This window comes from Cognatiluteimonas sedimenti, from assembly GCF_022808325.1.
In the GTDB taxonomy this organism is placed as follows: Bacteria; Pseudomonadota; Gammaproteobacteria; order Xanthomonadales; family Xanthomonadaceae; genus Cognatiluteimonas; species Cognatiluteimonas sedimenti.
Genome location: NZ_JALGCL010000001.1, coordinates 1,308,024 through 1,329,319, shown reverse-complemented (window position 1 = coordinate 1,329,319; position 21,296 = coordinate 1,308,024). Strand labels below are relative to the sequence as shown.

Below are 21,296 nucleotides of genomic sequence, written 5' to 3'. Positions count from 1 at the left end.
CATCTAGCATGCGAGAGTAGGTCATCGCCAGGGTCTTTACCCAAAACCCCGCAGCCACGGCTGCGGGGTTTTTCTTTGTCCGCCGGAAAGCTTGCGCGCGCCGCCCCACGCGGCTCTCCACCTTCTACCGCGCTCGCATCTCGGACCAGCCCAACGCGAGGTGGAAGGTCCAAGGCTTTTGGGCGAAGCAGAGGAGGTCCCCGCCGTCAGGCGGAGGCCGGGGGCCATTCGCCCAGAGGCCTTGGGCCTTCCGCCGGCTCGTGGTTTACAAGACGAGCGGCGGTTCGCCACCGACGATGACGATGTCGGCCCGGCGCCGCGCGAACAGGCCGACGCTGACCACGCCGGGCATCTGGTTGATCGCCGCTTCCAGCGCCACCGGGTCGGTAATGCGCAGGTTGTGCACGTCCAGGATCCAGTTGCCGTTGTCGGTGGTGGTGCCCTGGCGCCAGACCGGCTGCCCGCCGGTGAGCGCCACCAGCTCGCGCGCCACCAGGCTGCGTGCCATCGGCACCACCTCGACCGGCAGCGGGAAGCGGCCGAGTACGTCCACGCGCTTGGCCGGGTCGATGATGCAGACGAAGCGTTCGCTCGCCTGCGCGATGATCTTCTCGCGCGTAAGGGCCGCGCCGCCGCCCTTGATCAGGCACTTGCCCGGGTCGCATTCATCCGCGCCATCGACGTAGAGCGACAGCGGCCCGGTGTCGTTGAGCTCCAGCACCTCGATGCCGTGGCCGCGCAGGCGCGCGGTGCTCTGCTCGGAGCTGGAGACGGCGCCGGCGATCCGGTGCCGGATCCCCGCCAGCGCGTCGATGAAGAACGCCACCGTGGACCCGGTGCCGACGCCAACCACCATCCCGTCCTCGACGTACTCGATGGCCTTTTCGCCGGCCAGGCGCTTGGCTTCGCTCATGTCCGCGGTGTCCGGGCTACTCGAGTGAAAGAAGCAATTTCCATTGGGCCGCGGTCACCGGCAGCACCGACAAGCGCGAACCCTTGCGGATCAACGCGAATTCCTCGCCGAGCGCGTCGGCGTGGGCGCGGATCTCGTCGAGCGGCAGGGGTCGCTTGAGGTGGCGCACGTAGCCCACGTCGACCAGGTCCCAGCGCGGTTGTTCGCGCGTCGCCTTGGTGTCGAAGTACTTGGACCTGCGGTCGAACTGGGTCTTGTCCGGGTAAGGCGGCGAGGCGACCTCGCCGATGCCGTAGATGCCCGGCACCTCGCAGTTGGAGTGGTAGAACAGCACGCCGTCGCCGACCTGCATCTGGCGCATGAAGTTGCGCGCCTGGTAATTGCGCACGCCGGTCCACGGCTCGGTGCCGATTCGCTCGAGGTCGTCGATGCCGAAATCGCCCGGTTCGGATTTCATCAGCCAATAGCGCCTGCGTGCCGCCATTCAACGATTCCCTGGATGATCGACGAGGATGGTGTCGCGTTCGCTGCACACGGCGTCGAGCGCCACGTCCCAGGGCTGGACGTCCAGCGCGTCGACCTGCTGCAGGCCGAAGCCCGCGCCGACCAGCCAGGGCGGCCGCCGCGCGCTGCCGTGCGAGGCGTTGCGGAACGCGAAGCTGCGATCGTACCAGCCGCCTCCCATGCCCAGGCGATGTCCACGCGCATCGAAGCCGACCAATGGCACCAGCACCAACGCCATCGAAGCCGGTTCGAGCATGACGTCCTCAGCGACCTCGGGTTCGGGGATGCCGTAGCGATTGGTGGCCAGTGGATCGCCGGCATTCCACGGCGCGAAGCGCAGGCGGTCGCCCGACAGCACCGGCAGGCAATAGCGCAGGCCACTGGGCAGGCGCATCTGGAAGGCATGCAGCGCGATCTCGCCATCCATCGCCCAGTAGCCGGCGACATCGCCGCGCCCGGGAAGGAAGGGCAGCGAAAGCAACCGCGAGGACAGGCTCTCGGCAGCCGCCATCCGTTGCCCGGCTGGGATCTCGCGCCGGCGATTCCGCAGCTCGCGGCGCAGGACCTTGCGGTCGATGGTCGTGGGTGGGTCGGTGCTCATGCGCAAAAAAAGGGGCCGGTGCCTGGGCGGCACGGGCCCCGCGTTGTAGGTACATCCTCCGCCATGGCGATGCGTGCCAAACGACCTTGAACCCGGGGTTCAAGTGGGGATGCCTGGAGGCCTTCGGGCTTCCCGCTGCGAGGCGGACTTGCACTCCCGGCTTCCGCTGCATCCCCGTGGTCGTCATTAAGGGACAAGGCGTATGTTTGCGCACGCCGTCGCGCAGGGCAGAGGACGCGGACAGAGTATAGCGGTGCGCGACGTCCCGGCCCATCCATTCGTCGGGCTTTCGCGAAGGTCCGGTTCAGCCACCGCGATGGATGAATACGGATGTCGGCGTCGCCGCGGCGGGTGGCGGCGATGCGCCGCGCGGCGCCGCACGTGTTCAGAGGTCGGCCAGGCCGTCGAGCCGGCGTTGCAGGCCGTCGAGCGTGCGCGCCAGTTCGCGGTCGCGGGCCATGTTTTCGTCGCGCAGCAGCTGCAGTTCGTGCGCGAGGTTGAGCGCCGCGAGCACCGCGACGCGGTCGACCGCGGCCATGCGGTTGGCGCCGCGCACCTCCCGCATCTTGCCGTCGAGCAGCTTGGCGGCAGCCATCAGGCTGTCGCGTTCCCCGGGTTCGACGCCGACCGTGTATTCGCGGTCGAGCAGGTGCACGGCGACCGGTTCGCTGCTGCTCATGTGTGCTGCTCCAGCGACTTCAGCCGAGCGATCATGGCCTCGACCCGCGAGCGCGCCTGCTCGTTCTTGGCCAGCAGCTGCGAACGCTCCCCGGCCAGCTGTTCCTGCTGCTGGCGCAGGCTGCGGTTCTCGTCGGCCAGCTGCTGTGCGCGCGCGGCCAATGCCTCCACGCGGGTGGCGATGGCGCGCAGCTGGGCGATCACCTCGGCATTGTCCATTGCGGCACCATAGGCAGCGCCTGCGCGCCGGTCAAGGCGTCGGCACCCAGGGCGTCGCCCCCGGCTGCGGGGCCCCGCGCGCCGCCGGCAGCCAGTTGCGGATGAAGGCCAGGCAGCGCTGCGCCTCCAGTGGCGGCGACAGCCAGTACCCCTGGATCTCGTCGCAGCGATGGGCGCGAAGGAACTGCAACTGCGCCTCGGTTTCCACGCCCTCGGCCACCACGTTGATTCCCAGCGCCCGCGCCATCGCGATGATCGTGGTGGTGATCGCCGCGTCCTCGGAGCCATGGCTGAGGTCGTCGACGAATTCCTTGTCGATCTTCAGGGTGTTGATCGGCAAGCGCTTGAGGTAGGCCAGCGACGAGTAGCCGGTGCCGAAGTCGTCGATCGCCAGGGTCACCCCGAGGTCGCGGAAGGCCTGCAGCTTGTCCGCGGTCTGCTGCGCGTTGGCCATGATCACGCTTTCGGTCAGTTCCAGTTCCAGGCACTTGGCCGGCAATCCGCTTTCCGCAAGGACCCGCTCGACCACGTCGGGCAGGTCCCCGCGGAGCAACTGCAGCGCCGAGACGTTGACCGATACGCCGACGCCGGCCAGGCCGTGCTGGTGCCAGCGTGCCAGCGTGAGGCAGGCCTCGCGCAACACCCACTCGCCGATCTCCAGGATCAGCCCGCTCTCCTCGGCCAGCGGGATGAACTGGGTCGGCGGGATTTCGCCGTGCTCCTGGCTGTGCCAGCGCAGCAGCGCCTCGACCCCGACGATCTTCGACCGCGACAGCGCCAGCCGCGGCTGGTACACCAGCCGCAACTCGCCGCGATCGAGCACCTTGCGCAGCGCGCCGGAGACGGTGGCGCGGCGGCGGATCGCGACGTCCATCGCCTCCGTGTAGCGCATGTAGGTGCGGCGGCCGGCGGCCTTGGCCTGGTACATCGCGGTGTCGGCCTGCTTCAGCAACTCGGTCGGCACCTGCGCATGGTCGGGGTACAGGCTGATGCCGATCGATGGCGAAATCGAAATCTCCTGGCGGTCGTCCAGCAGCAGCGGTGCCTCGAACGCAGTGATGATCTCGCGCGCGACCTTGTCGGCCTGTTCCGGTGCCTCCAGGTTTTCCAGCACCACGGTGAACTCGTCGCCGCCCAGGCGCGCGACCGTGTGCTGCACGCCGACCGTATCCTGCAACCGCACCGCTGCCGCGCGCAGGATGCGGTCGCCGGCGGCGTGGCCTAGCGAATCGTTGATGTCCTTGAACCGGTCGAGGTCCAGGAACAGCACCGCGATGCGGTCGTCCTGGCGGCGCGCGCGCACGATCGCGCGCGACAGCCGTTCCGCCAGCAGGGTGCGGTTGGGCAGGTTGGTGAGGGTGTCGAAGTTGGCCAGGTAGCGCAATTCCTGCTCGGCGCGCTTCTGGTCGGTGATGTCGCTGAGCACCACCACGAACAGCATGTGCTGGCCGCTTCCATCGAGCACCGAACTGCATTCGTACGCGCACAGGAATTCTTCGCCGTCCTTGCGCTGCTGCCACATTTCGCCGGACCAGCGGCCGCTGCGCTGCAGGTGTTCTCGGATCTCGCGGTAGTACGCCGGCTCGTGCTGGGCGCTGTCGAGGATGCTGGCGTTGCGGCCGATCACCTCGACCTCGCCGTAGCCGGTCATGCGCGAGAACGCGGGGTTGATCGAGATGAAGTCGAAGTTGCGGTCCAGGACCGAGACCGCTTCGTTCATGCTGCGCAGCACCTCGGACGCGATCCGGCGCTCGCGTTCGGCATGGCGGCTGTGGGTGATGTTGCGCGCGGTGCCGGCAAGGCGCAGGACGCGGCCATCGGCATCGCGCTCGACCGCGCGCCCGCGCGCGCGGATCCAGATCCACTGCCCGTCGTCGCCGGGGATGCGGTGCTCGGACAGGAACAACGGGGTTTCGCCCCGCAGGTGCTGGCGCAGGCGGTCGCGCACTTGCGGCAGGTCGTTGCGGTGGATCCGATGATTGGATTCCACCTCGGTTTCCACCGCGATGTCCGAGGCGCTGCGGACATCGTCCTTGACCCGCATGCGCTGCAGTTCGCCACGGGCCAGGTCGTAATCCCAGAACTGTTCGCCCGAAGCCCACAGCGCCAGCTTCAGCCGCTCCTCGCGGTCGCGGATGCGCTCGAAATAGCCGCGTTCGAGCGCCCGCCGCCGGTGCCATTGCCGCCACAGCAGCCACAAGGCCAGCGCCGCCAGCAGGCCGTAGGCGGCCAGCGCCAGCGGGTGCCGCCACGGCGGCGGCGTGACCACGATCGGCAAGCGCAGTTCATGCGAACTCCAGATGCCGTCATGGTTGGTGCTCTGCGCGCGGAACACGTAATGCCCGGCTGGCAGGAGGGTGTAGGTGATCTGGCTGCGGGTGCCGTTGTCGATCCAGTCCTGGTCGAGGCCGTCGATGCGGTAGCGGTAGCGGATGCCGGCGTTGCCCAGGTAGTCGAGCGCGCCGATCTGCAGGCGCAGGATGTCGGCCGTTTCCGGCAACTCGAGCTGCTGCTTCTGCCACGCCGGTTGCGTGGTGTCGGCGGCCTGCGCCCCCACCTGCACCGACAACAACCGCAGCGGTGGTTGCAGGGTGCTGTCCTTGACCAGGGCCGGGTCGAACACGTTCAGGCCGCCGACGCCACCGAACGCCAGTTGCCCTCCATCGAGCGTGGCCACGGCGCCGCCATTGAACTCGAGGTCCTGCAGGCCATCGGCCATGCCAAAGTTGCGCAGGGTGCCGGCGCGCGGACCGCGGCCTTCAGGGGTGTAGCGCAAAAGTCCGCGGTTGCTGCCCATCCAGACCGCGCCGGAGAGATCCCCGGCCAGGCTGAATACCACCGGCAACGGTTCGCCATCGAGCACGGCCAGCAGCGGCTGGCTGAACCGGACGTTGTCGTTGCGGTCGACGCGGATGCGGTTGAGCCCGCCGTGGCTGCCGACCCAAAGGCTGCCGTCCCGGTCCTGCCACAACGCGCGGACGATGTCGCCGGCGAGGCTTTGGTCGCCGGCGGGTTGGCGCTGGAAATGGCGCAGGCGCCCGGTGCGCGGATCGAACCGGTCCAGGCCGTGACCGGTCCCGATCCAGACCTTGCCGTCGTCGGCGACCAGCACGGCATGCACCTGCGGATGGGCGAGGCCGCGCGGGTCGCCGCCGAGGAAGGGAATCCGTCGCACCGTGCCGGCGCCGTGGCTGCCGGCGCCGGGACGGAAGGCGATCACCCCGGCTTCGTTGCTGCCCAGCCACAGGGTACCGTCCCGTCCGATGGCCAGGCTGCGCAGGTTGGGGGCGGGAATACCGGGGATCGGCACCGGTTGCATCGCCGGCATTCCGGGATCCAGGCGGAACAGGCCGATGGTGGTCGCTACCCAGGGAAAACCGTCGCCGGCGTCGGCGAATGCCATCACCCGCTGGCCACTGCGCGCGCTGCTGGAATCCGGCAGCAGCGCACTGAAGTCCCGGAAGCCGGAACTGGCGTCGTAGCGCAACAGGCGCCCGTCGTCGGTGCCCAGCCACAGGCGGCGGTCCCGGCTCTGGTAGATGGCGCGGATGCTGCTGTCCAGTGCGGGCCGGTCGGACCCGTGTTGCGCCAGGTCGACGAGATAGCGGAAGCGGGCGCCGTGCGCGTCCGCCACCGCGACGCCATGGTATTGGCCGCCGACCCACAACAGCCCGGCCTGGTCGACCAGCAACGCGTTGATCGCATTTTCGGGCAGCGTCCCCGGCAGCAGCGGGTTCTGGCGCAGCGCCGTGGTGGCGCCGCTGCGCGGGTCGAAACGGCGCAGGCCATAGGGAACCGCCGAGAACCAGAGTTGCCCGTCCGGTGCCTCCACCAGCGCGCGGACGTCGCCGGCGTCGGCGGTGCCGGACCGCGGCCAGACCTGCAGCAGCTTGCTGCGGTCCTGCAGCAGATAGAGGGCATCGATGCCCCCGGCCCAGATCCGGCCGGAACGATCGCGCAGCAGGGTGCGCAATGGCAGTTCGAGGCCGATGCGCGCAGCTGCGGAGCCGGCGTCGATCCGGAACAGGCCGACGGCGGTGGCATACCACAAGGTGCCACGCGGCCCGCGCAACAGCGCCTGCGGCTGGTCGGTCAGCCGCGCGGCCGGCAGCGCCAGGACCCGGCTGCGCTTGCCGCTGGCCGGATCGAGCCGCTCGAGTCCGTGCTCGGTGCCGACCCAGACCACGCCCGTTTCGGCCAGCAGCGCGAACACCCGGCGGCTGTGCCCGCCGTCGCCAGCATCGACCGGGTAGCGGCGGATGTGTCCGTCGCGCAGGTCCATTCGCGCCAGATACTGCGAATAGGTGCCCACCCACAGGCCGTGTTCGTCGTCGCGGGCGAGCGCGGTGATGAAACTGTCGGGCAGGCTGCCGGGATCGCGCGGATCCTGCCGGTACAGGGTGTAGCGCTGGCCGTCGTAGCGGTGCAGGCCGCCCTGCGTGCCGACCCAGATGAAGCCATCGCCGTCCTGGACCAGGGCGGTGACCGTGTTCTGCGCCAGCCCTTCGCTGCCGTCGGTACGCTGGAAGTAGTAATCGCGCACCGCCGCCGATGCCTGCAGGCACGCCGATGCCAGCAGCAGCACGAGCAGCGCGGAAGCGGCGCGCGGGACGACCGAGGCAGTGATGGCGGAAAAACGCAAGAGCCCGCCCCCCCGGCGGATGATGCAGTCAGTGTAGGGCATGCCCCGGACCCGGCAAGTCGAGGCCGCCACGCGCGACACGCATGGCCACTCGTTACACTGTCGCATCCCTCGCCGACAGGTCCCCGCGTGTCCGAATCCCTGCCCGCGCTAGCCGATGTCGAAGCCGCCGTGCGCCAGGTCGGCCTCGCTGTCGATGCCCCGGAACTGCATGGCGGCCTGTGCGGCTGGCTCGCCGGTGGCGGCGCGCTGGCGCCGGCCTGGCCGGCACAGGTGCTGGTCGATGCGTCGCTGCCGGCGGTCGAGCCCGATGGTGCCCTCGATCGCCTCGGTCGGGCGAGTGCCGCGCAGTTCGAGGATCGCGACTTCGGCTTCGAGCTGCTGCTGCCGGGGGCAGACGCATCGCTGGTCGCGCGCAGCGGCGCGTTGTTCGGCTGGTGCCGGGGGTTCCTGGGCGGCTTCGGCCTGGCCGCCGGTGCGGCGCCGCCGCTGTCGGACGAGGGGCGGGAAGCACTCTCCGACCTCGCGCGCCTGGCGGCGGCCACGCCGCAGGACGACGGCGATGACGACGACGAGCAGGCGCTCGCCGAGATCGAGGAGTTCGTGCGTGTCGCCGCCTTGCTGATCCACGGCGATTGCGTGCTCGCCCCGCGCCATCGCCAGCAGTTCCACTGAGGCCCGACCATCGCGATGAAGCCGCTCACCGGCATCGACGCCAGGGAATTCGCGCGCCGGCGCAGGCAACTGATGCGCATTGCCGGCGACGACGCCATCCTGGTGCTGCCGGCAGCACCGGAACGCATCCGCAGCCGCGACACCCATTACCCGTACCGGCAGGATTCGGATCTCTGGTACCTGGCCGGCTTCGACGAGCCCGAAGCGGTGCTGGTGCTGGTGCCCGGGCGCAGCCATGGCGAGGCGATCCTGTTCTGCCGCGAACGCGACCCCGAGCGCGAGGGCTGGGACGGCCCGCGCAGCGGCCCGGAAGGCGCGGTCGAGCGTTTCGGCCTCGACGACGCCTATCCGATCGAGGACCTCGACGAGATCCTGCCGGGACTGCTCGAAGGCCGGTCGCGCGTCTACTACCACTTCGGCCGCGACACCGAGTTCGACCTCAAGCTGATCGGCTGGCTCAACCGCGTGCGCGCGCAGGTTCGCAGCGGCGCGCAGCCGCCGCACGAATTCCTCGAGCTCGGCCACCTGCTCGACGAACTGCGGCTGTTCAAGTCGCCGGCAGAACTCAAGCTGATGCAGCGCGCCGCCGACATCAGCATCAAGGCGCACGAGGCGGCGATGCGCGCCGCCCGGCCCGGCGTGCGCGAATACGAGCTGCAGGCCGAGATCGAGCGCACGTTCCGCATGCACGACGCGGTCCCCGCCTACGGCAGCATCGTCGGCGCCGGCGACAACGCCTGCGTGCTGCATTACGTCGCCAACGCCGCGCAGGCGCGGGACGGCGACCTGGTGCTGGTCGACGCCGGCGCCGAATACCGCAACTATGCGTCCGACATCACCCGCACCTTCCCGGTCAACGGGCGCTTCTCCCGGGAACAGCGCGCCCTGCACGACCTGGTCGGCGCCGCGCAGGCCGCGGCACTGGCGCAGGCGCGGCCGGGCGTGCCCTACGAAGCCGGCCACGACGCGGCGGTGCGTACCCTGACCGAAGGCCTGCTACGGCTGGGCCTGCTGAAGGGCACGCTGGAGAAGAACCTCGCCGGCGCGCAGTACAAGCGCTTCTACCGCCACAAGACCGGGCACTGGCTGGGCCTGGACGTGCACGACGTCGGTGACTACCGCATCGACGGCGAGTCGCGGCTGCTGGAGCCGGGCATGGTGTTCACCATCGAGCCGGGGTTGTACGTGTCGCCGGACGACACCACGGTGGCGGCGAAATGGCGTGGCATCGGCATCCGTACCGAGGACGACGTGCTGGTGACGAAGGAAGGCCACAAGGTGCTGACCGCCAAGCTCGCTCGCAGCGCCGACGAGATCGAAGCGCTGATGGGTGGACAAGCGCGCTGAGGCGGAATCCCTGGTCCCGGCCCGGATCGATCCGCATCCAGGCCCCGCTACGGAAGCTTGAACTTTCGAGTGGCGCGCAGTGGCCAGATGGAACTGAAATGCGCGCCACCCACCAACCGGGACGCAGCCGAGACTCCCTGCACGATGCCGCGGCTCTCCAGCACGGCATTCATGCGCCGGAACGCGTGCTTCGGATCCGGCGTCACCACGAACAAATTGATTTCCCTGGCATTGGTGTCGTAGCCATCCCAGGCGGCGGCGTCCCCGAGGGCTGCTTCCAGCTCGCCTTGGATCTTGGCGAGGAAATCCTGGTCCTGCAGCGATTTGCGCCAGAACTTGATGACGAGCTGGTAATCCATCCGCCGATTGTAGGCCTGCCCCGGCGCGGCGTGCCGATGGATCGCCTACGCCTCGGCGAAGCCTTCACGCGTCAAATTGACCGGATCGGCTTCGGTGCAGACGACGTCGTCCTCGATGCGGATGCCGCCGTAGGGCCGGAACGCATCGACGCGGGTCCAGTCGACGGCATCGGCGTGCGCGCCCTGCCGGAGTTCGTCGAGCAGCATGTCGATGAAGTAGATGCCCGGTTCGATCGTCACCACCATGCCCGGCTCGAGAACCCGGGTCAGCCGCAGGTAGGGATGCCCTTCGGGCTTGGCGATGGTGCCGCCGGAGTCCGACGCGGCGAAGCCGGCGACGTCGTGTACCTGCAGGCCGATGCCGTGGCCGATGCCGTGCGGGAAGAAAGCCGCGCTCACGCCGGTTTCCAGCGCCGCCTCGGGCGACAGCTTGATCACGCCGAAGTCCTTGAGGATGGCGGCGAGCGCCAGGTGCGCGTCCAGGTGCAACTGCCGGTAGTCGAAGCCGGCGCGCACCTGCGCGCAAAGTCCCTGCTGGGCGCTGTCGACCGCATCGACCAGCGCCTGGAACTCGTCGCCGCGATCGGCCGAATAGGTGCGGGTGATGTCGCAGGCGTAGCCGCCGTGGCTGCCGCCGGCATCGATCAGGAAGCTGCGCAGCGGCTTGGGCGGCAGCCGGTCGAGGTCGGTGTAGTGCAGCACCGCGCCATGCTCGTTGAGCGCGACGATGTTGCCGTAGGGCAACTCTCCGGCGTCCTGCCCGGCGGCCTGGCAATAGGCCAGGTGGATGCCGAACTCGCTGGCCCCGGCACGGAACGCGCGCTCGGCGGCGCGATGCCCGCGCACGCCGCGGCGGGTAGCCTGGCGCATCATCGCGATCTCGTAGGGCGTCTTGAAGGCGCGGTGGAATTCCAGGTAGTCGACCACCGCCTGCGGATTGTTCGGCGTGAAGGCGCCGACCGCGGACTGCGCTTCGCCGAGGATCGCGCAACGGGCTGCGTCGGCGGGCAGGTGCTGCAACGCTTCTTCCGGCGTGCGGATCAGGACGATGTCGAAGTTTGTGGTCCAGTATCCGGCCGGGGCCTGCGGCACCACGTGCCAGTAGTCGCGCGGTTGCAGGTAGACCAGCTTCGGCCTGGCGCCCGGCGTGTACGCAAGCCAGCTGCCGGGATTGCGGGTCAGCGGCAGCCATGCCTTGAACTGCGGATTCACGGCATACGGATAGTCGCGGTCGTCGAAGGCCTGGTAGTGCAGGGTGCCGCTGGGCACCACGAGGGAGTCGAAGCCACCACGCGCCAGTGCCGCATCGGCGCGCGCCTGCACTGTCGCGAGGTGTTGCCGGTATAAGATCGGCCAGTCGACAGGGACCATGGGAATATCTCTCTTGGGGACTTCACCGGATTCTGACGGATTCATCCCCGGCTTGCAGGATGCGCCGGGTGCCACGGATGCCGCGCCATTGCGCGTACCCGGGTGGATCTGGAGCCTCCTGGCGTTGGCCCTGGGCGTGGCGTTGTCGTACTGGGTCGCCGGTCGCCAGCAGGCGCGCGCCGAACGCGAGCAACGCGCAGAATTCGTCCGCCTTGCCGACGCCGGGCAGGCGGCGATCATCGCCAACCTGCATGCCTGCGAGATGCTGCTGCGTTCGGTGCAGACCGTGTTCCTGGCCTCCGAGGACGTCAACGCGGTCGAGTTCGCGAACATGTACCAGGCTTTGCAGCCGCGTGCCGAATTCCCGAGCCTGCAGGCGCTGGCGTACGCGCAACGCAGGGGCGAGGCGGGCTTCGTCACCAGGATGGTGGAGCCGATCGCGGGCAATGAGCGCGTGCTGGGGCTCGACCTGGCCAACCAGCCCGAGAACCTGGACGCGGCGCTGGCCTCGCGCGACAGCAACCAGGTGGCGATGTCGGCGCCGTTCCGCCTGGTGCAACGGCCCGCGCCGCCGGGCGCGCCCGCCAGCGGGGGCGACGGCATCACCATGCGCCTGCCGATCTATTCAAGTGGCGCGCCCCCGGCCGCCATCGGCGAACGGCGCGCACGCACGCTCGGCTCGATCGCGGCATCGTTCCTGGTCCACCGCCTCATCGCCGATGCGATCCCGCCCGACACCTTCGAGCAGGTGCGGATCATCGTCAGCGACATCACTTCCGGGAAGGAGCGCCTGCTGTTCGACTCGGGGACAGGCGCGGGCGCCGCTGCCGCCGCCGGTGACCGCTACATGCGCGACCTGTCGTATGGCGGGCGCGTCTGGCGGATGTCGATGCAGCCGCTGGGGCACGCCGCCGCCACGATCGACTGGCGGCAGTCGATGCTATGGCCCGGCTTGCTGGCCAGCGTGCTGCTGGCCCTGCTGGTGTGGTCGGTGGCGACCACGCGGCGTCGCGCGCTGGAACTGGGCTGGCGCATGAGCCATCGCTATCGCGAGAGCGAGCAGCGCTTCCGCACCCTCAACGACCTGTTGCCGGCGCTGGTACTGCTGGCGCGCGCGGACGACGGGCGCATCCTCTACGCAAATGATGCCGCCTGTGCGCGCCTGGGCGAGCGGATCGAACAGGGTGCCTTCCTTGGCGCCCTGTTCGAGGACGAAGCCATGCGCGCACGCCTGGTCGCGCACGATGGCGGCGCGCAATGGAGCAACGTCGAGGCGGTGATGGTGTCGCTCAGCGGCGACCGGTTCTGGGTGACGACATCGATCACCCGGGTCCAGGTCGGCGGCGACGAGCGGATGCTGATGGTTGCCAGCGACATCTCCGAGCAGCGCCAGCTGACCGAGCTGCTCAGCTACCAGGCCAGCCACGACACCCTGACCGAACTGTTCAACCGCCGCGAGTTCGAGCGCCACGTGCAGCGTGCCTTGCAGGCGGTCGCCCACGGCGCGCCAGCCTGCGCGCTGCTGTACATCGACCTGGACCAGTTCAAGCTGATCAACGACACCTCCGGGCACCTGGCCGGCGACCAGCTGCTGAGCCAGTTGGCGCTGGCGATGGCCGAGCAGTTGCGCGGCGGCGACATCCTCGCGCGCCTGGGCGGCGACGAGTTCGGGATCCTTGCCCACGACGCCAAGCCCGATGGCGCGCTGGCGCTGGCCGAGCGCCTGCGCGCGCGCATCGAAGGCTACATCTACGTCTGGGAGCAGCGCAGCTACACCATCAGCGCCAGCGTCGGCGTGGTGATGCTCGACCGTGCCGGGATGACCCTGCGCGAAGTGCTGTCGCAGGCCGACACCGCCTGCTACATGGCCAAGGACCATGGCCGCAACCGCATCCATTTCTTCTCCGAGCAGGACGACGAGACCATCCGTCGCCGCGGCGAGATGGAATGGGCCAATCGGCTGCGCTGGGTGATCGAGGAGGATCGCCTGCTGCTGGACTACCAGGAGGTGCAGCCGTTGCAGCCGTACAAGGGTGCCGGGCCGGCGGAGGACCCGCACATCGAATTGCTGCTGCGGCTGCGCGACGAGGACGGGCGCGTGGTGATGCCGGGCGCGTTCCTGCCCGCGGCCGAGCGTTATGGCCTGATCGCCCAGCTCGATCGCTGGGTCGTGGCGCAGGCGATCGCCCATTTCGACCAGTTGCATGCCAGCGGCCGTCCGCCCGGGCGTTGCTCGCTGAACCTCTCGGCCGCGACCCTGGAGGACGACAGCCTCGCCGATTACGTGCTTGGCCTGATCGAGCAGCACGGGGTCGCGCCCTCGCGCCTGTGCTTCGAGATCACCGAGACCGAGGCGGTGCGCAACCTGCCGCGCGCGGTAAGGTTCTTCGAGCGCCTGCGGGCGGTCGGCTGCCAGGTGTCACTCGACGATTTCGGTGCCGGCATGTCCTCGTTCGGTTACCTCAAGAACCTGCCGGTGGACGTGATCAAGATCGACGGCAGCTTCATCCGCGACCTGGAAAGCGATCCGATGAGCCGCTCGATCGTCGACGCGATCACCGAGATCGGCCACCAGCGCGGGCTCGACGTGGTCGCCGAATGGGTCGCCAGCGACGGCATCGTCGACATCCTGCGCCAGCTGGGGGTCGACTACGGCCAGGGGTTTGCGCTGCACCGGCCCGAGCCGGTGCGCTACCAGCGCGCGCAGCGCGACCGGCACGGCGCCTGATCCGGGCGTTTACTCGAACTGGCCGCCAGGGGCTTCGATCCAGTGCCGCAGCATGTCGGCCTGGTCGGGTGGCACGGCGATGAAGCGGAACCCGGTCCACGCCTGGCCCGGTGCGCTGGCGCGGTCCAGCCACAGCAGGTGGGCGCCGACCTCGAACACGCTCTCGCGGCCACGCGCATCCTGCAGCGAGAACCGGAACTGGTACAGCGCGTCCTCCACCAGCGGTGCGCTGGCGATCAGCAGCATGCCGGTTTCGGACAGGTTGCCGATGCGGCCGACCACGCTGTCGGTCATGGCGTCGGTGACGAGGACGGTATCGGCAACCTTGCGCCGGCGTGCGCGGCGGAATTCGTTGATCACGAAGTTGCCTCCGCCTCGTTGCCATCGCCGCCCTTGGACTTGTCGCCGCGGCCGGCGAAGCTGCGCAATGCATTGAGCGTGGCCTGCCAGGCGCGGTCCACCAGCCGCCCGCGCTCGGCGGTGACGATCCGTGCCTGCCCGCGTGCCAGCATCCGCGCGACGCTGTCCAGCGACTGCTCGCCGACGCGCTGGCCGCGCTGGTTGACGAACAGTGCGTTGTCGGTGACCGGGCTGTACCACGACAGTCGCCGGCGAACGACATCGCCCTGCTGGTTGGTGACGAATTCGATCCAGGTGCCGTAGGGCATCACCCGCAACTGGTCATAGCGCGCCTGCTCGTCGGCATTGCGCGGGGTCGCGGACGGCTTGTGCCGGCCCGCGCTGTCCTCGCCCAGGCGCGAGCGCGCCTTGAGCTTCATGGTCAATTCGGTGCGCGAGGCCGGATCGTCGTCGTCGTCGTCGAGCGCGCTGGTCAGGCGCCGCGCGATCGCCGCGGCTTCCTCGGCGTGGTAGCCGACCTGCGCCAGCGCCGCCTCGATGTGGCTGGCCAGGTCGGTGTCGGGCGGGCCGACGCGGCGGCCGCAGGTGGCGACGATGCGCCGCGTCATCTCCAATTGCTGCCGCCACTGCTCGGACTCGGCGCCCTGGCGCAGCAGCGTTAGCGTGAGCACGTCGGCCCAGGCCTGGTTGAGCAACGCCCGCACGAACTTGGGCAGGCGCTGCTCGCCTACCAGCTCGGAGATGGTGTCGGAGGCCTTGCGCTTGGCGATCTCCAGCTTTTCCTTGCCGCGCGCCGCCTCGACGTGGCGGCGCTCGGTCATTTCCGCCTTGCGCGCGAGCGTGTACAGCTGCGCCTGCAGTTCCTGGTTGCTGGCCTCGAACACGGCCGGGTCGTCGTCGTAGTGCTCGACCACGTTGCTGACCGCCTGCTGCAGCGGTGCGAGTAGCTGGGGGTCGACGTCGTCCTGGTCGAGCCAGCGGGCGCCGGATTCGGCGACCGCATTGAGCAGTTGCCGCGCCGGGTGCTGTGCGCGCACGAAGAAGCCGCGATCCTTCAGCGCCACCCGCAGCAGCGGCATCTGCAGCCGCCGCAACAGCCCCGAAGCCGGGGTGTCGGTGCGGATTTCGCGCTCGATCTGCCCGTAAAGCATGCCGAGCAGTTCGAAGGTGTCGTTGTCCTCGCGTGAGAAAATGGCGCCACGTCCACGCTGCTGGCGCACCTGCGCCAGCAGCGTCTGCTTGATGTCGAGCAGGCTGCGCGGCGTCCCCGTCGGCGACATCGTTTCCTGCATCTGGCCCAGTGCGTCGACCACCTCGCTGGTGTCGAGTTGCTCACGCGGCGTACTATCGTTGTCCGGGCGCAACTTGCCGATCAGCTCGCGGCGGCCGGTGAGCAGCTGTTGCAGCAGGTCGAACGCGGCGCGCTCGTCGAGGCCGTCGGCCTGCGTGTCGGCCTCGCCCAGCCACGCGGTGTGTGTGCGCTGCGGCCCGCCTTGGCTACCGCCGTGACGGCTGACGCCATTGCGGTTGTCTCGCCTCGGTAGCCGTCGCGGCTTGGCGCCCGGCACCGCGGCCTCGGCTGCGGCATCTGCCTGCGCCTGCGCGCTGGGGCGCACCCGCAGCGGCACGTAGGTCAGGCTGGGCAGGATGCCCTCGGCGGCGACCGACACATTGAGCATCTCCAGCAGCTGCGGATAATTGGCCATCACCCGGCGCTCGAAGATCCGGTACAGCAGCAGCCGTGCTTCCAGCGACACGTGCAGTGACTGCGCGGCGTCGCGCAGGATCTGGCACAGCGATTGCGGCCCCAGTGGAATGCGCTTTGCGTCGAATGCAGGAGTGCCTGCGAGCACACCGAACCGCTGGCCCAGCAGGTGCAGGGTCAGGCTGGTGCGTGATTCCTGGCGCACGGCGATGTCGCGGAGCACCGCGTCCTCGTCCAGCTCGCTCTCCTCCACCAAGCGCAACTGATGGAAGCTGCCAAGACTGGTGGCAGGGTTCGCCGAGTGGTCGGAACGCGCGCTGCCGCGGCGACCCAGCGAGGCGAGGCTGGCTTCAAGCCCGACCATGTAGCGCGGCACGAGGTCCGAGCGATTCAGGCGCAGCGTGCGCAGGGTCTGCAGGTGGGTGGATTCGAACCCCGGGTTGCGGGCGTGGTCGGCGAGCCGGAAGAGTTGCTGCTCGAACTCCGACAACATCGCCGTGAGGTGGCGCTCGAATTCGTCCGAGGCCGTGTTGAGCAGGTGCTCGAGCACCCGCCTCACGCGTCGCGGCAGCGTGGCTGTAGCCAGGGTCTGCAGTGCGAAGGGCTCGATGGGGGGCGGTGCGGACATCCGGACGCTCGTCTCTGGTCAGCTCCTGTACCTGGCATGTAATTAACACGTTGCGGCGCCTACAGCCAACTCCGGAGGGTCACTCCCCCGGAGGCGCTGCATCCCGGCGGGCCGCGCAGGGAGAGGGTCCTACCCTGCTGGCTTGGCCTCAGTCCGCGTTTCCGAGGAACAGTTCGATCACGTCGTTGGTGAAGCGGCGGCCTAGTTCGGTCGGCACGATGCGCCCGCCATCGGCCTGCAGCCACCCTTGCGCGCGCGCCGTGGCCAGCTGCGTGGTGATGGCGCTGCGCGGCAACCCGGTGCGCGCCTCGAATTCCGTCAGCGCGAACCCGGCATTGAGCCGCAATGCGTTGAGCATGTAGTCAAAGGGGCGTCGTTCGGGCCCGATGCGCTCGTCGCCGCCGATCGCGGCATCGCTGCCGGCGCTGGCGAGGTAGGCACCTGGATGCTTGGCCTTCCAGCGTCGCAGGATCGCCTGTTCGCTGCCCAGCGTCAGCTTGCCGTGCGCGCCGGCGCCGATCCCGAGATAGTCGCCGAAGCGCCAGTAGTTGAGGTTGTGCGCGCACTGCCGGTCCGGGCGGGCGTAGGCGCTGACCTCGTATTGCGCGTAGCCGGCATCGGCGAGCAGCGCCTGGCAGCGTTCCTGCATGTCCCAGGCTGCGTCGTGGTCGGGAATGCCGGCCGGCGGTCGCGCCGTGAACACGGTGTTGGGTTCCAGCGTCAGCTGGTAATGCGAGATGTGTGCCGGTTCCAGCGCGATCGCCCGCTCGATGTCGCGTTCGGCCATCGCCTGCGTCTGCTGCGGCAGCGCGTACATCAGGTCGAGGTTGAAGTTGTCGAAGCCGGCGTCGCGCGCCAGCTTCACCGCGGTTTCGGCCTCGCGGCTGTCGTGGATCCGGCCCAGGCGCTGCAGGCAGCCATCGTCGAAACTCTGGATGCCGAAGCTCAGGCGGTTCACGCCGGCGGCGCGATAGCCCTCGAAGCGGCCATGCTCGGCGGTGCCCGGGTTGGTCTCCAGGGTGATCTCGCAGCCTGGGGCGAAGCGCAGGCGCGCGCTGGCCTGCCGCAGGAACGCGTCGATCGCCTCGGGCGGGAACAGCGACGGCGTGCCGCCGCCGAAGAACACCGTCTGCACCGTACGCCCCCAGGCCAACGGCAGGTCATGGTCGAGGTCGGCCACCAGCGCATCGACATAGGCGGCGAACGGCGGCTCGCCGCGTCCGCCGTCGCCGCGGTACTCGTGCGAATTGAAATCGCAGTACGGGCACTTGCGCACGCACCAGGGCAGGTGCACGTAGAGCGACAGCGGCGGGGTGGCGAGCATGGCATCCATTGTAGGAGAGGCCTGGTGCCGCGGGCGCTTCGAGGTTCCACCGCGGCCGTGGAGGTTCCCGGCCACGACCGCCGCTACAGGATTTCAGGCAGGCGCTGCTTCAACACCGCCAGCGCGCGGCCACGATGGCTGATGGCGTTCTTGATCGCGGGCTCGAGCTCGGCCGCGGAGCAGGCGTTCTCGGGGTCGAGGAACACCGGGTCGTAGCCGAAACCATGCGCGCCGCGTGGCGCTGCGAGGATGCGGCCGTGCCAGCTGCCCTCGGCGATGACCGGTTGCGGATCGTCGGGCGTGCGCAGCAACACCAGCACGCAATGGAAGCGCGCCGTGCGCGCCGCCTCCGGTACGCCGTCGAGCTCGCGCAGCAGCCGCGCGATGTTGCGCATCGCGTCGCCATGGCCGCCGCCGTAGCGCGCCGAATGCAGGCCGGGGGCGCCGCCGAGCGCGTCGACGCACAGGCCCGAGTCGTCGCCCAGCGCCGGCAGCCCGGTCGCGCGCGCGGCATGGCGCGCCTTGAGCAAGGCATTCTCGACGAAGGTCAGCCCGGTTTCCTCGACATCGACGACCCCGAACTCCGACTGGGCGCGCAGGCTGGCGCCGCCGTCGCCGAGCAACTGCCGCAGTTCCGCGAGCTTGCCGGCGTTGCCACTGGCCAGCACCAGCTCCGAAATGGGGTCAGAGTGAAGATTCGCGCCGGGCACTTCGCCAGACCCCATGAACGCCATGCGCGAAATTCACTCTGACCCCATTTCGAGCGCCGCCTGTTGCGCGGCGAACAGTTCGGCCGTGCCCTTGGCGGCGAGGGCGAGCATCGCGTCGAGCTCGTCGCGGCGGAAGGCGTGGCCCTCGGCCGTGCCCTGCAGTTCGATGAAGCCGCCGCCGTCGTTCATGACCACGTTCATGTCGGTGTCGCAGTCGCTGTCTTCGGCGTAGTCGAGGTCCAGCACCGGCACCCCGCGATAAATGCCGACCGACACCGCGGCCACGGCGCCTACGATCGGCTGGCGGTTGCAGGACGGCGGCTTGATCGCGCGGCTGTCGAGCAGGCCCTGCACGGCGTCCACCAGGGCGACGTAGGCGCCGGTGATCGCCGCGGTGCGGGTGCCGCCGTCGGCCTGGAGCACGTCGCAATCCAGGGTGATGGTGCGCTCGCCGAGCAGGCCGCGGTCGACACAGGCGCGCAGCGAGCGACCGATCAGGCGCTGGATCTCCAGCGTGCGCCCGCCCTGCTTGCCGCGGGCGGCCTCGCGATCGCTGCGGGTATGGGTGGCGCGCGGCAACATCCCGTACTCTGCGGTGACCCAGCCCTCGCCCTTGCCGCGCAGGAACGCCGGCACCCGGTTTTCGACGCTGGCGGTGCACAGCACCCGGGTATCGCCGAACGCGACCAGCACCGAACCTTCGGCGTGGCGGGTGTAGCCGCGGGTGATCGCCACCGCGCGCAGCTGGTCCGGCGCGCGGCCGTCGGCGCGGGCGAAGGCCGGCGAAGGGGAAGTGCTCATGCGGAATTCACCGGAACGCGGCGTGCGAGTTTACCATCGCAGGCTTCCCGTCCCGCCGCGGGGCGCGCAAGCAGGCGCCCACGCCCCCCCATTCCGGAGCCGCGATGCCCATCAGAAGCATGACCGCCTACGCCTCCGGCGAGCGCGCCACCGCCGGCGGCACCCTGGGTTGCGAATTGCGCGCGGTCAACCACCGCTTCCTCGAGATCGGCATGCGCCTGCCCGAGGAACTGCGCGCGCTCGAGCCGATGCTGCGCGAGCGCATCGCCGCGCGGGTCGCGCGCGGCAAGCTCGACCTCACGCTGCGCCTGCGCACGCCCGAAGGCGGCGACGCGCTGCAGCTGGACCCGCGCATGCTCGGCCAGCTGTCGGAGCTGGCGCTGGACATGCAGGCGCGGTTCCCGGCGCTGCGCACCGAATTCACGGAACTGCTGCAGTTCCCCGGCGTGCTGCAGGCGCGCAGCGTCGATCCCGCCGCGCTTCAGGCCGAAGCCATGGCGCTGCTCGACCAGGTGCTGGGCGAATTCGTGGCGGCACGAGGACGCGAGGGCGCCAAGCTCGCGGTGGTGATCGGCGAACGCGTCGACGGCATCGCCCGGATCGCCGGCGAGGTGCGCACGCTCATGCCCGTGATCGGCGCCGGACAACGGCAGAAGCTGGAAGCGCGGCTGGCCGACCTGCGCCAGCCCGCCGATCCGGGCCGGCTGGAGCAGGAACTGGTGTTGTGGCTGCAGAAGCTCGACGTCGACGAGGAACTCGACCGCCTCGACAGTCACGTCGCCGAAATCCGCCGCGTGCTGGAACAGGACGAGCCGGTCGGCCGTCGCCTGGATTTCCTGCTGCAGGAATTCAACCGCGAGGCCAACACCCTGGGTTCCAAGTCGGTCGATGCCCGCACCTCCGCCGCGGCGGTCGAGCTGAAGGTGCTGATCGACCAGGTCCGCGAACAGATCCAGAACATCGAATAGCATCCAGCCATGCGCGGAACCCTCTTCATCGTCGCTGCGCCCTCCGGTGCCGGAAAATCCAGCATCGTCAACGCCTGCCTGGCACGCGACGCGAACATCAGCCTCTCGATCTCGTTCACCTCGCGCGCGCCGCGGCCGGGCGAACGCCACCACGAGCACTACCATTTCGTCAGCGCCGGGGAGTTCGAGCGCATGGTCGCCGCCGGCGACTTCTTCGAGCACGCGCGCGTGCATGGCGACTGGAAGGGCACCGCCAGGCAGTCGGTGGAGCCGCAGTTGGCCGCCGGCCGCGACGTGCTGCTCGAGATCGACTGGCAGGGTGCGGCCCAGGTCCGGGCGAAGGTGCCCGAGGCCGTCAGCGTGTTCATCCTGCCGCCCTCGCGCGCGGCGCTGGAGCAGCGCATGCGCGCCCGTGGCCAGGACAGCGAGGCGGTGATCGCGCAACGGCTGGCCGCCGCGCGCGAGGAGATGTCGCACTACGGCGAGTTCGACTACGTGATCGTCAACGAGGTGTTCGATACCGCCGTGGCGCAGATGTGCACGATCCTGCAGGCCAGTCGCCTGCGGCGCGAGGTCCAGGCCCAGCGCCACGCCGGGCTGATCGCGACGCTGCTGGCGGACGCCTAGCCGACGGCACGGCCCCGGTGGGAGCGGCTGCGGCCGCGGGTTCCGGCCAAGGTGCCTTGGTGACGCTCGCGGCCGATGCCACTGCCCAAGGGTGCTTCCCCCGGCGCGCATCCGGAAGCTGCGCAAGTGGTTGATT

General features: G+C 69.6%; 18 protein-coding genes and 1 other RNA gene. 5 read left to right on the top strand and 14 right to left on the bottom strand.

Going from position 1 to position 21,296, the window contains the following annotated elements:
* Positions 1 to 265: 265 nt before the first annotated feature.
* The 7 genes from rpiA to MQC88_RS06255 all read right to left on the bottom strand — a co-directional run bounded on the left by rpiA (position 266) and on the right by MQC88_RS06255 (position 7,599).
* A complete protein-coding gene (gene rpiA, locus MQC88_RS06285) occupies positions 266 to 913 on the bottom strand; it encodes a ribose-5-phosphate isomerase RpiA (protein WP_243320023.1) in 648 nt (215 codons plus the stop codon).
* A gap of 16 nt (positions 914 to 929) precedes the next feature.
* A complete protein-coding gene (locus MQC88_RS06280) occupies positions 930 to 1,397 on the bottom strand; it encodes an EVE domain-containing protein (RefSeq protein WP_243320021.1) in 468 nt (155 codons plus the stop codon).
* Complete coding sequence (locus MQC88_RS06275; RefSeq protein WP_243320020.1) at positions 1,398 to 2,018, bottom strand: 5-formyltetrahydrofolate cyclo-ligase; 621 nt, start codon at positions 2,016 to 2,018, stop codon at positions 1,398 to 1,400.
* Positions 2,019 to 2,069: 51 nt separating this feature from the next.
* A non-coding RNA gene (ssrS, locus tag MQC88_RS06270) (6S RNA) lies at positions 2,070 to 2,255 on the bottom strand.
* Between the two features lie 148 nt (positions 2,256 to 2,403).
* Positions 2,404 to 2,697 (bottom strand): cell division protein ZapA, encoded by a 294-nt coding sequence (locus MQC88_RS06265; protein WP_243320017.1) that lies wholly within the window; start codon positions 2,695 to 2,697, stop codon positions 2,404 to 2,406.
* Positions 2,694 to 2,915, bottom strand: a complete 222-nt coding sequence (locus tag MQC88_RS06260; RefSeq protein ID WP_243320015.1) for a TIGR02449 family protein — start codon at positions 2,913 to 2,915, stop codon at positions 2,694 to 2,696. Before MQC88_RS06260 ends, MQC88_RS06265 begins: the two co-directional genes overlap by 4 nt.
* A gap of 31 nt (positions 2,916 to 2,946) precedes the next feature.
* Entirely contained in the window at positions 2,947 to 7,599 is a 4,653-nt protein-coding gene (locus MQC88_RS06255; RefSeq protein ID WP_243320012.1) for an EAL domain-containing protein, read from the bottom strand.
* Positions 7,600 to 7,686: 87 nt separating this feature from the next.
* On the opposite strand from MQC88_RS06255, the gene MQC88_RS06250 reads away from it, so the two are divergent.
* Together MQC88_RS06250 and MQC88_RS06245 are read left to right on the top strand one after the other, a co-directional pair.
* A complete protein-coding gene (locus MQC88_RS06250; RefSeq protein WP_425491565.1) occupies positions 7,687 to 8,232 on the top strand; it encodes a UPF0149 family protein in 546 nt (181 codons plus the stop codon).
* Positions 8,233 to 8,247: 15 nt separating this feature from the next.
* On the top strand, positions 8,248 to 9,579 hold the full coding sequence (locus tag MQC88_RS06245) for an aminopeptidase P N-terminal domain-containing protein (protein ID WP_243320010.1): 1,332 nt from the start codon (positions 8,248 to 8,250) through the stop codon (positions 9,577 to 9,579).
* Positions 9,580 to 9,626: 47 nt separating this feature from the next.
* Here MQC88_RS06245 and MQC88_RS06240 read toward each other — a convergent pair whose 3' ends face one another.
* Both MQC88_RS06240 and pepQ read right to left on the bottom strand, forming a co-directional pair.
* Positions 9,627 to 9,938 carry a hypothetical protein gene (locus MQC88_RS06240; protein WP_243320008.1) on the bottom strand — a complete coding sequence of 104 codons (312 nt, stop codon included), beginning with the start codon at positions 9,936 to 9,938 and terminating at the stop codon, positions 9,627 to 9,629.
* Between the two features lie 45 nt (positions 9,939 to 9,983).
* Positions 9,984 to 11,309, bottom strand: coding sequence for a Xaa-Pro dipeptidase (pepQ, locus tag MQC88_RS06235; protein WP_243320006.1), 1,326 nt, complete (start codon positions 11,307 to 11,309; stop codon positions 9,984 to 9,986).
* Positions 11,310 to 11,397: 88 nt separating this feature from the next.
* On the opposite strand from pepQ, the gene MQC88_RS06230 reads away from it, so the two are divergent.
* Entirely contained in the window at positions 11,398 to 14,037 is a 2,640-nt protein-coding gene (locus MQC88_RS06230; RefSeq protein WP_243320004.1) for a bifunctional diguanylate cyclase/phosphodiesterase, read from the top strand.
* Between the two features lie 9 nt (positions 14,038 to 14,046).
* On the opposite strand, the gene MQC88_RS06225 is transcribed toward MQC88_RS06230, so the two are convergent.
* From MQC88_RS06225 to rph, 5 genes are all read right to left on the bottom strand, one after another.
* Entirely contained in the window at positions 14,047 to 14,397 is a 351-nt protein-coding gene (locus tag MQC88_RS06225) for a PilZ domain-containing protein (protein WP_243320003.1), read from the bottom strand.
* A complete protein-coding gene (locus MQC88_RS06220; RefSeq protein ID WP_243320001.1) occupies positions 14,394 to 16,730 on the bottom strand; it encodes a DUF1631 domain-containing protein in 2,337 nt (778 codons plus the stop codon). The genes MQC88_RS06225 and MQC88_RS06220 overlap by 4 nt, the downstream gene beginning before the upstream one ends.
* A 148-nt stretch (positions 16,731 to 16,878) precedes the next feature.
* Positions 16,879 to 18,054 carry a radical SAM family heme chaperone HemW gene (gene hemW, locus MQC88_RS06215; RefSeq protein WP_243319999.1) on the bottom strand — a complete coding sequence of 392 codons (1,176 nt, stop codon included), beginning with the start codon at positions 18,052 to 18,054 and terminating at the stop codon, positions 16,879 to 16,881.
* Between the two features lie 83 nt (positions 18,055 to 18,137).
* A complete protein-coding gene (gene rdgB, locus MQC88_RS06210) occupies positions 18,138 to 18,779 on the bottom strand; it encodes an RdgB/HAM1 family non-canonical purine NTP pyrophosphatase (RefSeq protein WP_243319997.1) in 642 nt (213 codons plus the stop codon).
* An 18-nt stretch (positions 18,780 to 18,797) separates the two neighbouring features.
* Positions 18,798 to 19,565 (bottom strand): ribonuclease PH, encoded by a 768-nt coding sequence (gene rph / locus MQC88_RS06205; RefSeq protein WP_243319995.1) that lies wholly within the window; start codon positions 19,563 to 19,565, stop codon positions 18,798 to 18,800.
* Positions 19,566 to 19,684: 119 nt separating this feature from the next.
* Between rph and MQC88_RS06200 the strand changes: the two genes are divergently transcribed.
* Positions 19,685 to 20,533 carry a YicC/YloC family endoribonuclease gene (locus MQC88_RS06200; protein WP_243320329.1) on the top strand — a complete coding sequence of 283 codons (849 nt, stop codon included), beginning with the start codon at positions 19,685 to 19,687 and terminating at the stop codon, positions 20,531 to 20,533.
* Positions 20,534 to 20,542: 9 nt separating this feature from the next.
* Entirely contained in the window at positions 20,543 to 21,160 is a 618-nt protein-coding gene (gene gmk, locus MQC88_RS06195; protein WP_243319994.1) for a guanylate kinase, read from the top strand.
* Positions 21,161 to 21,296 lie beyond the last annotated feature (136 nt).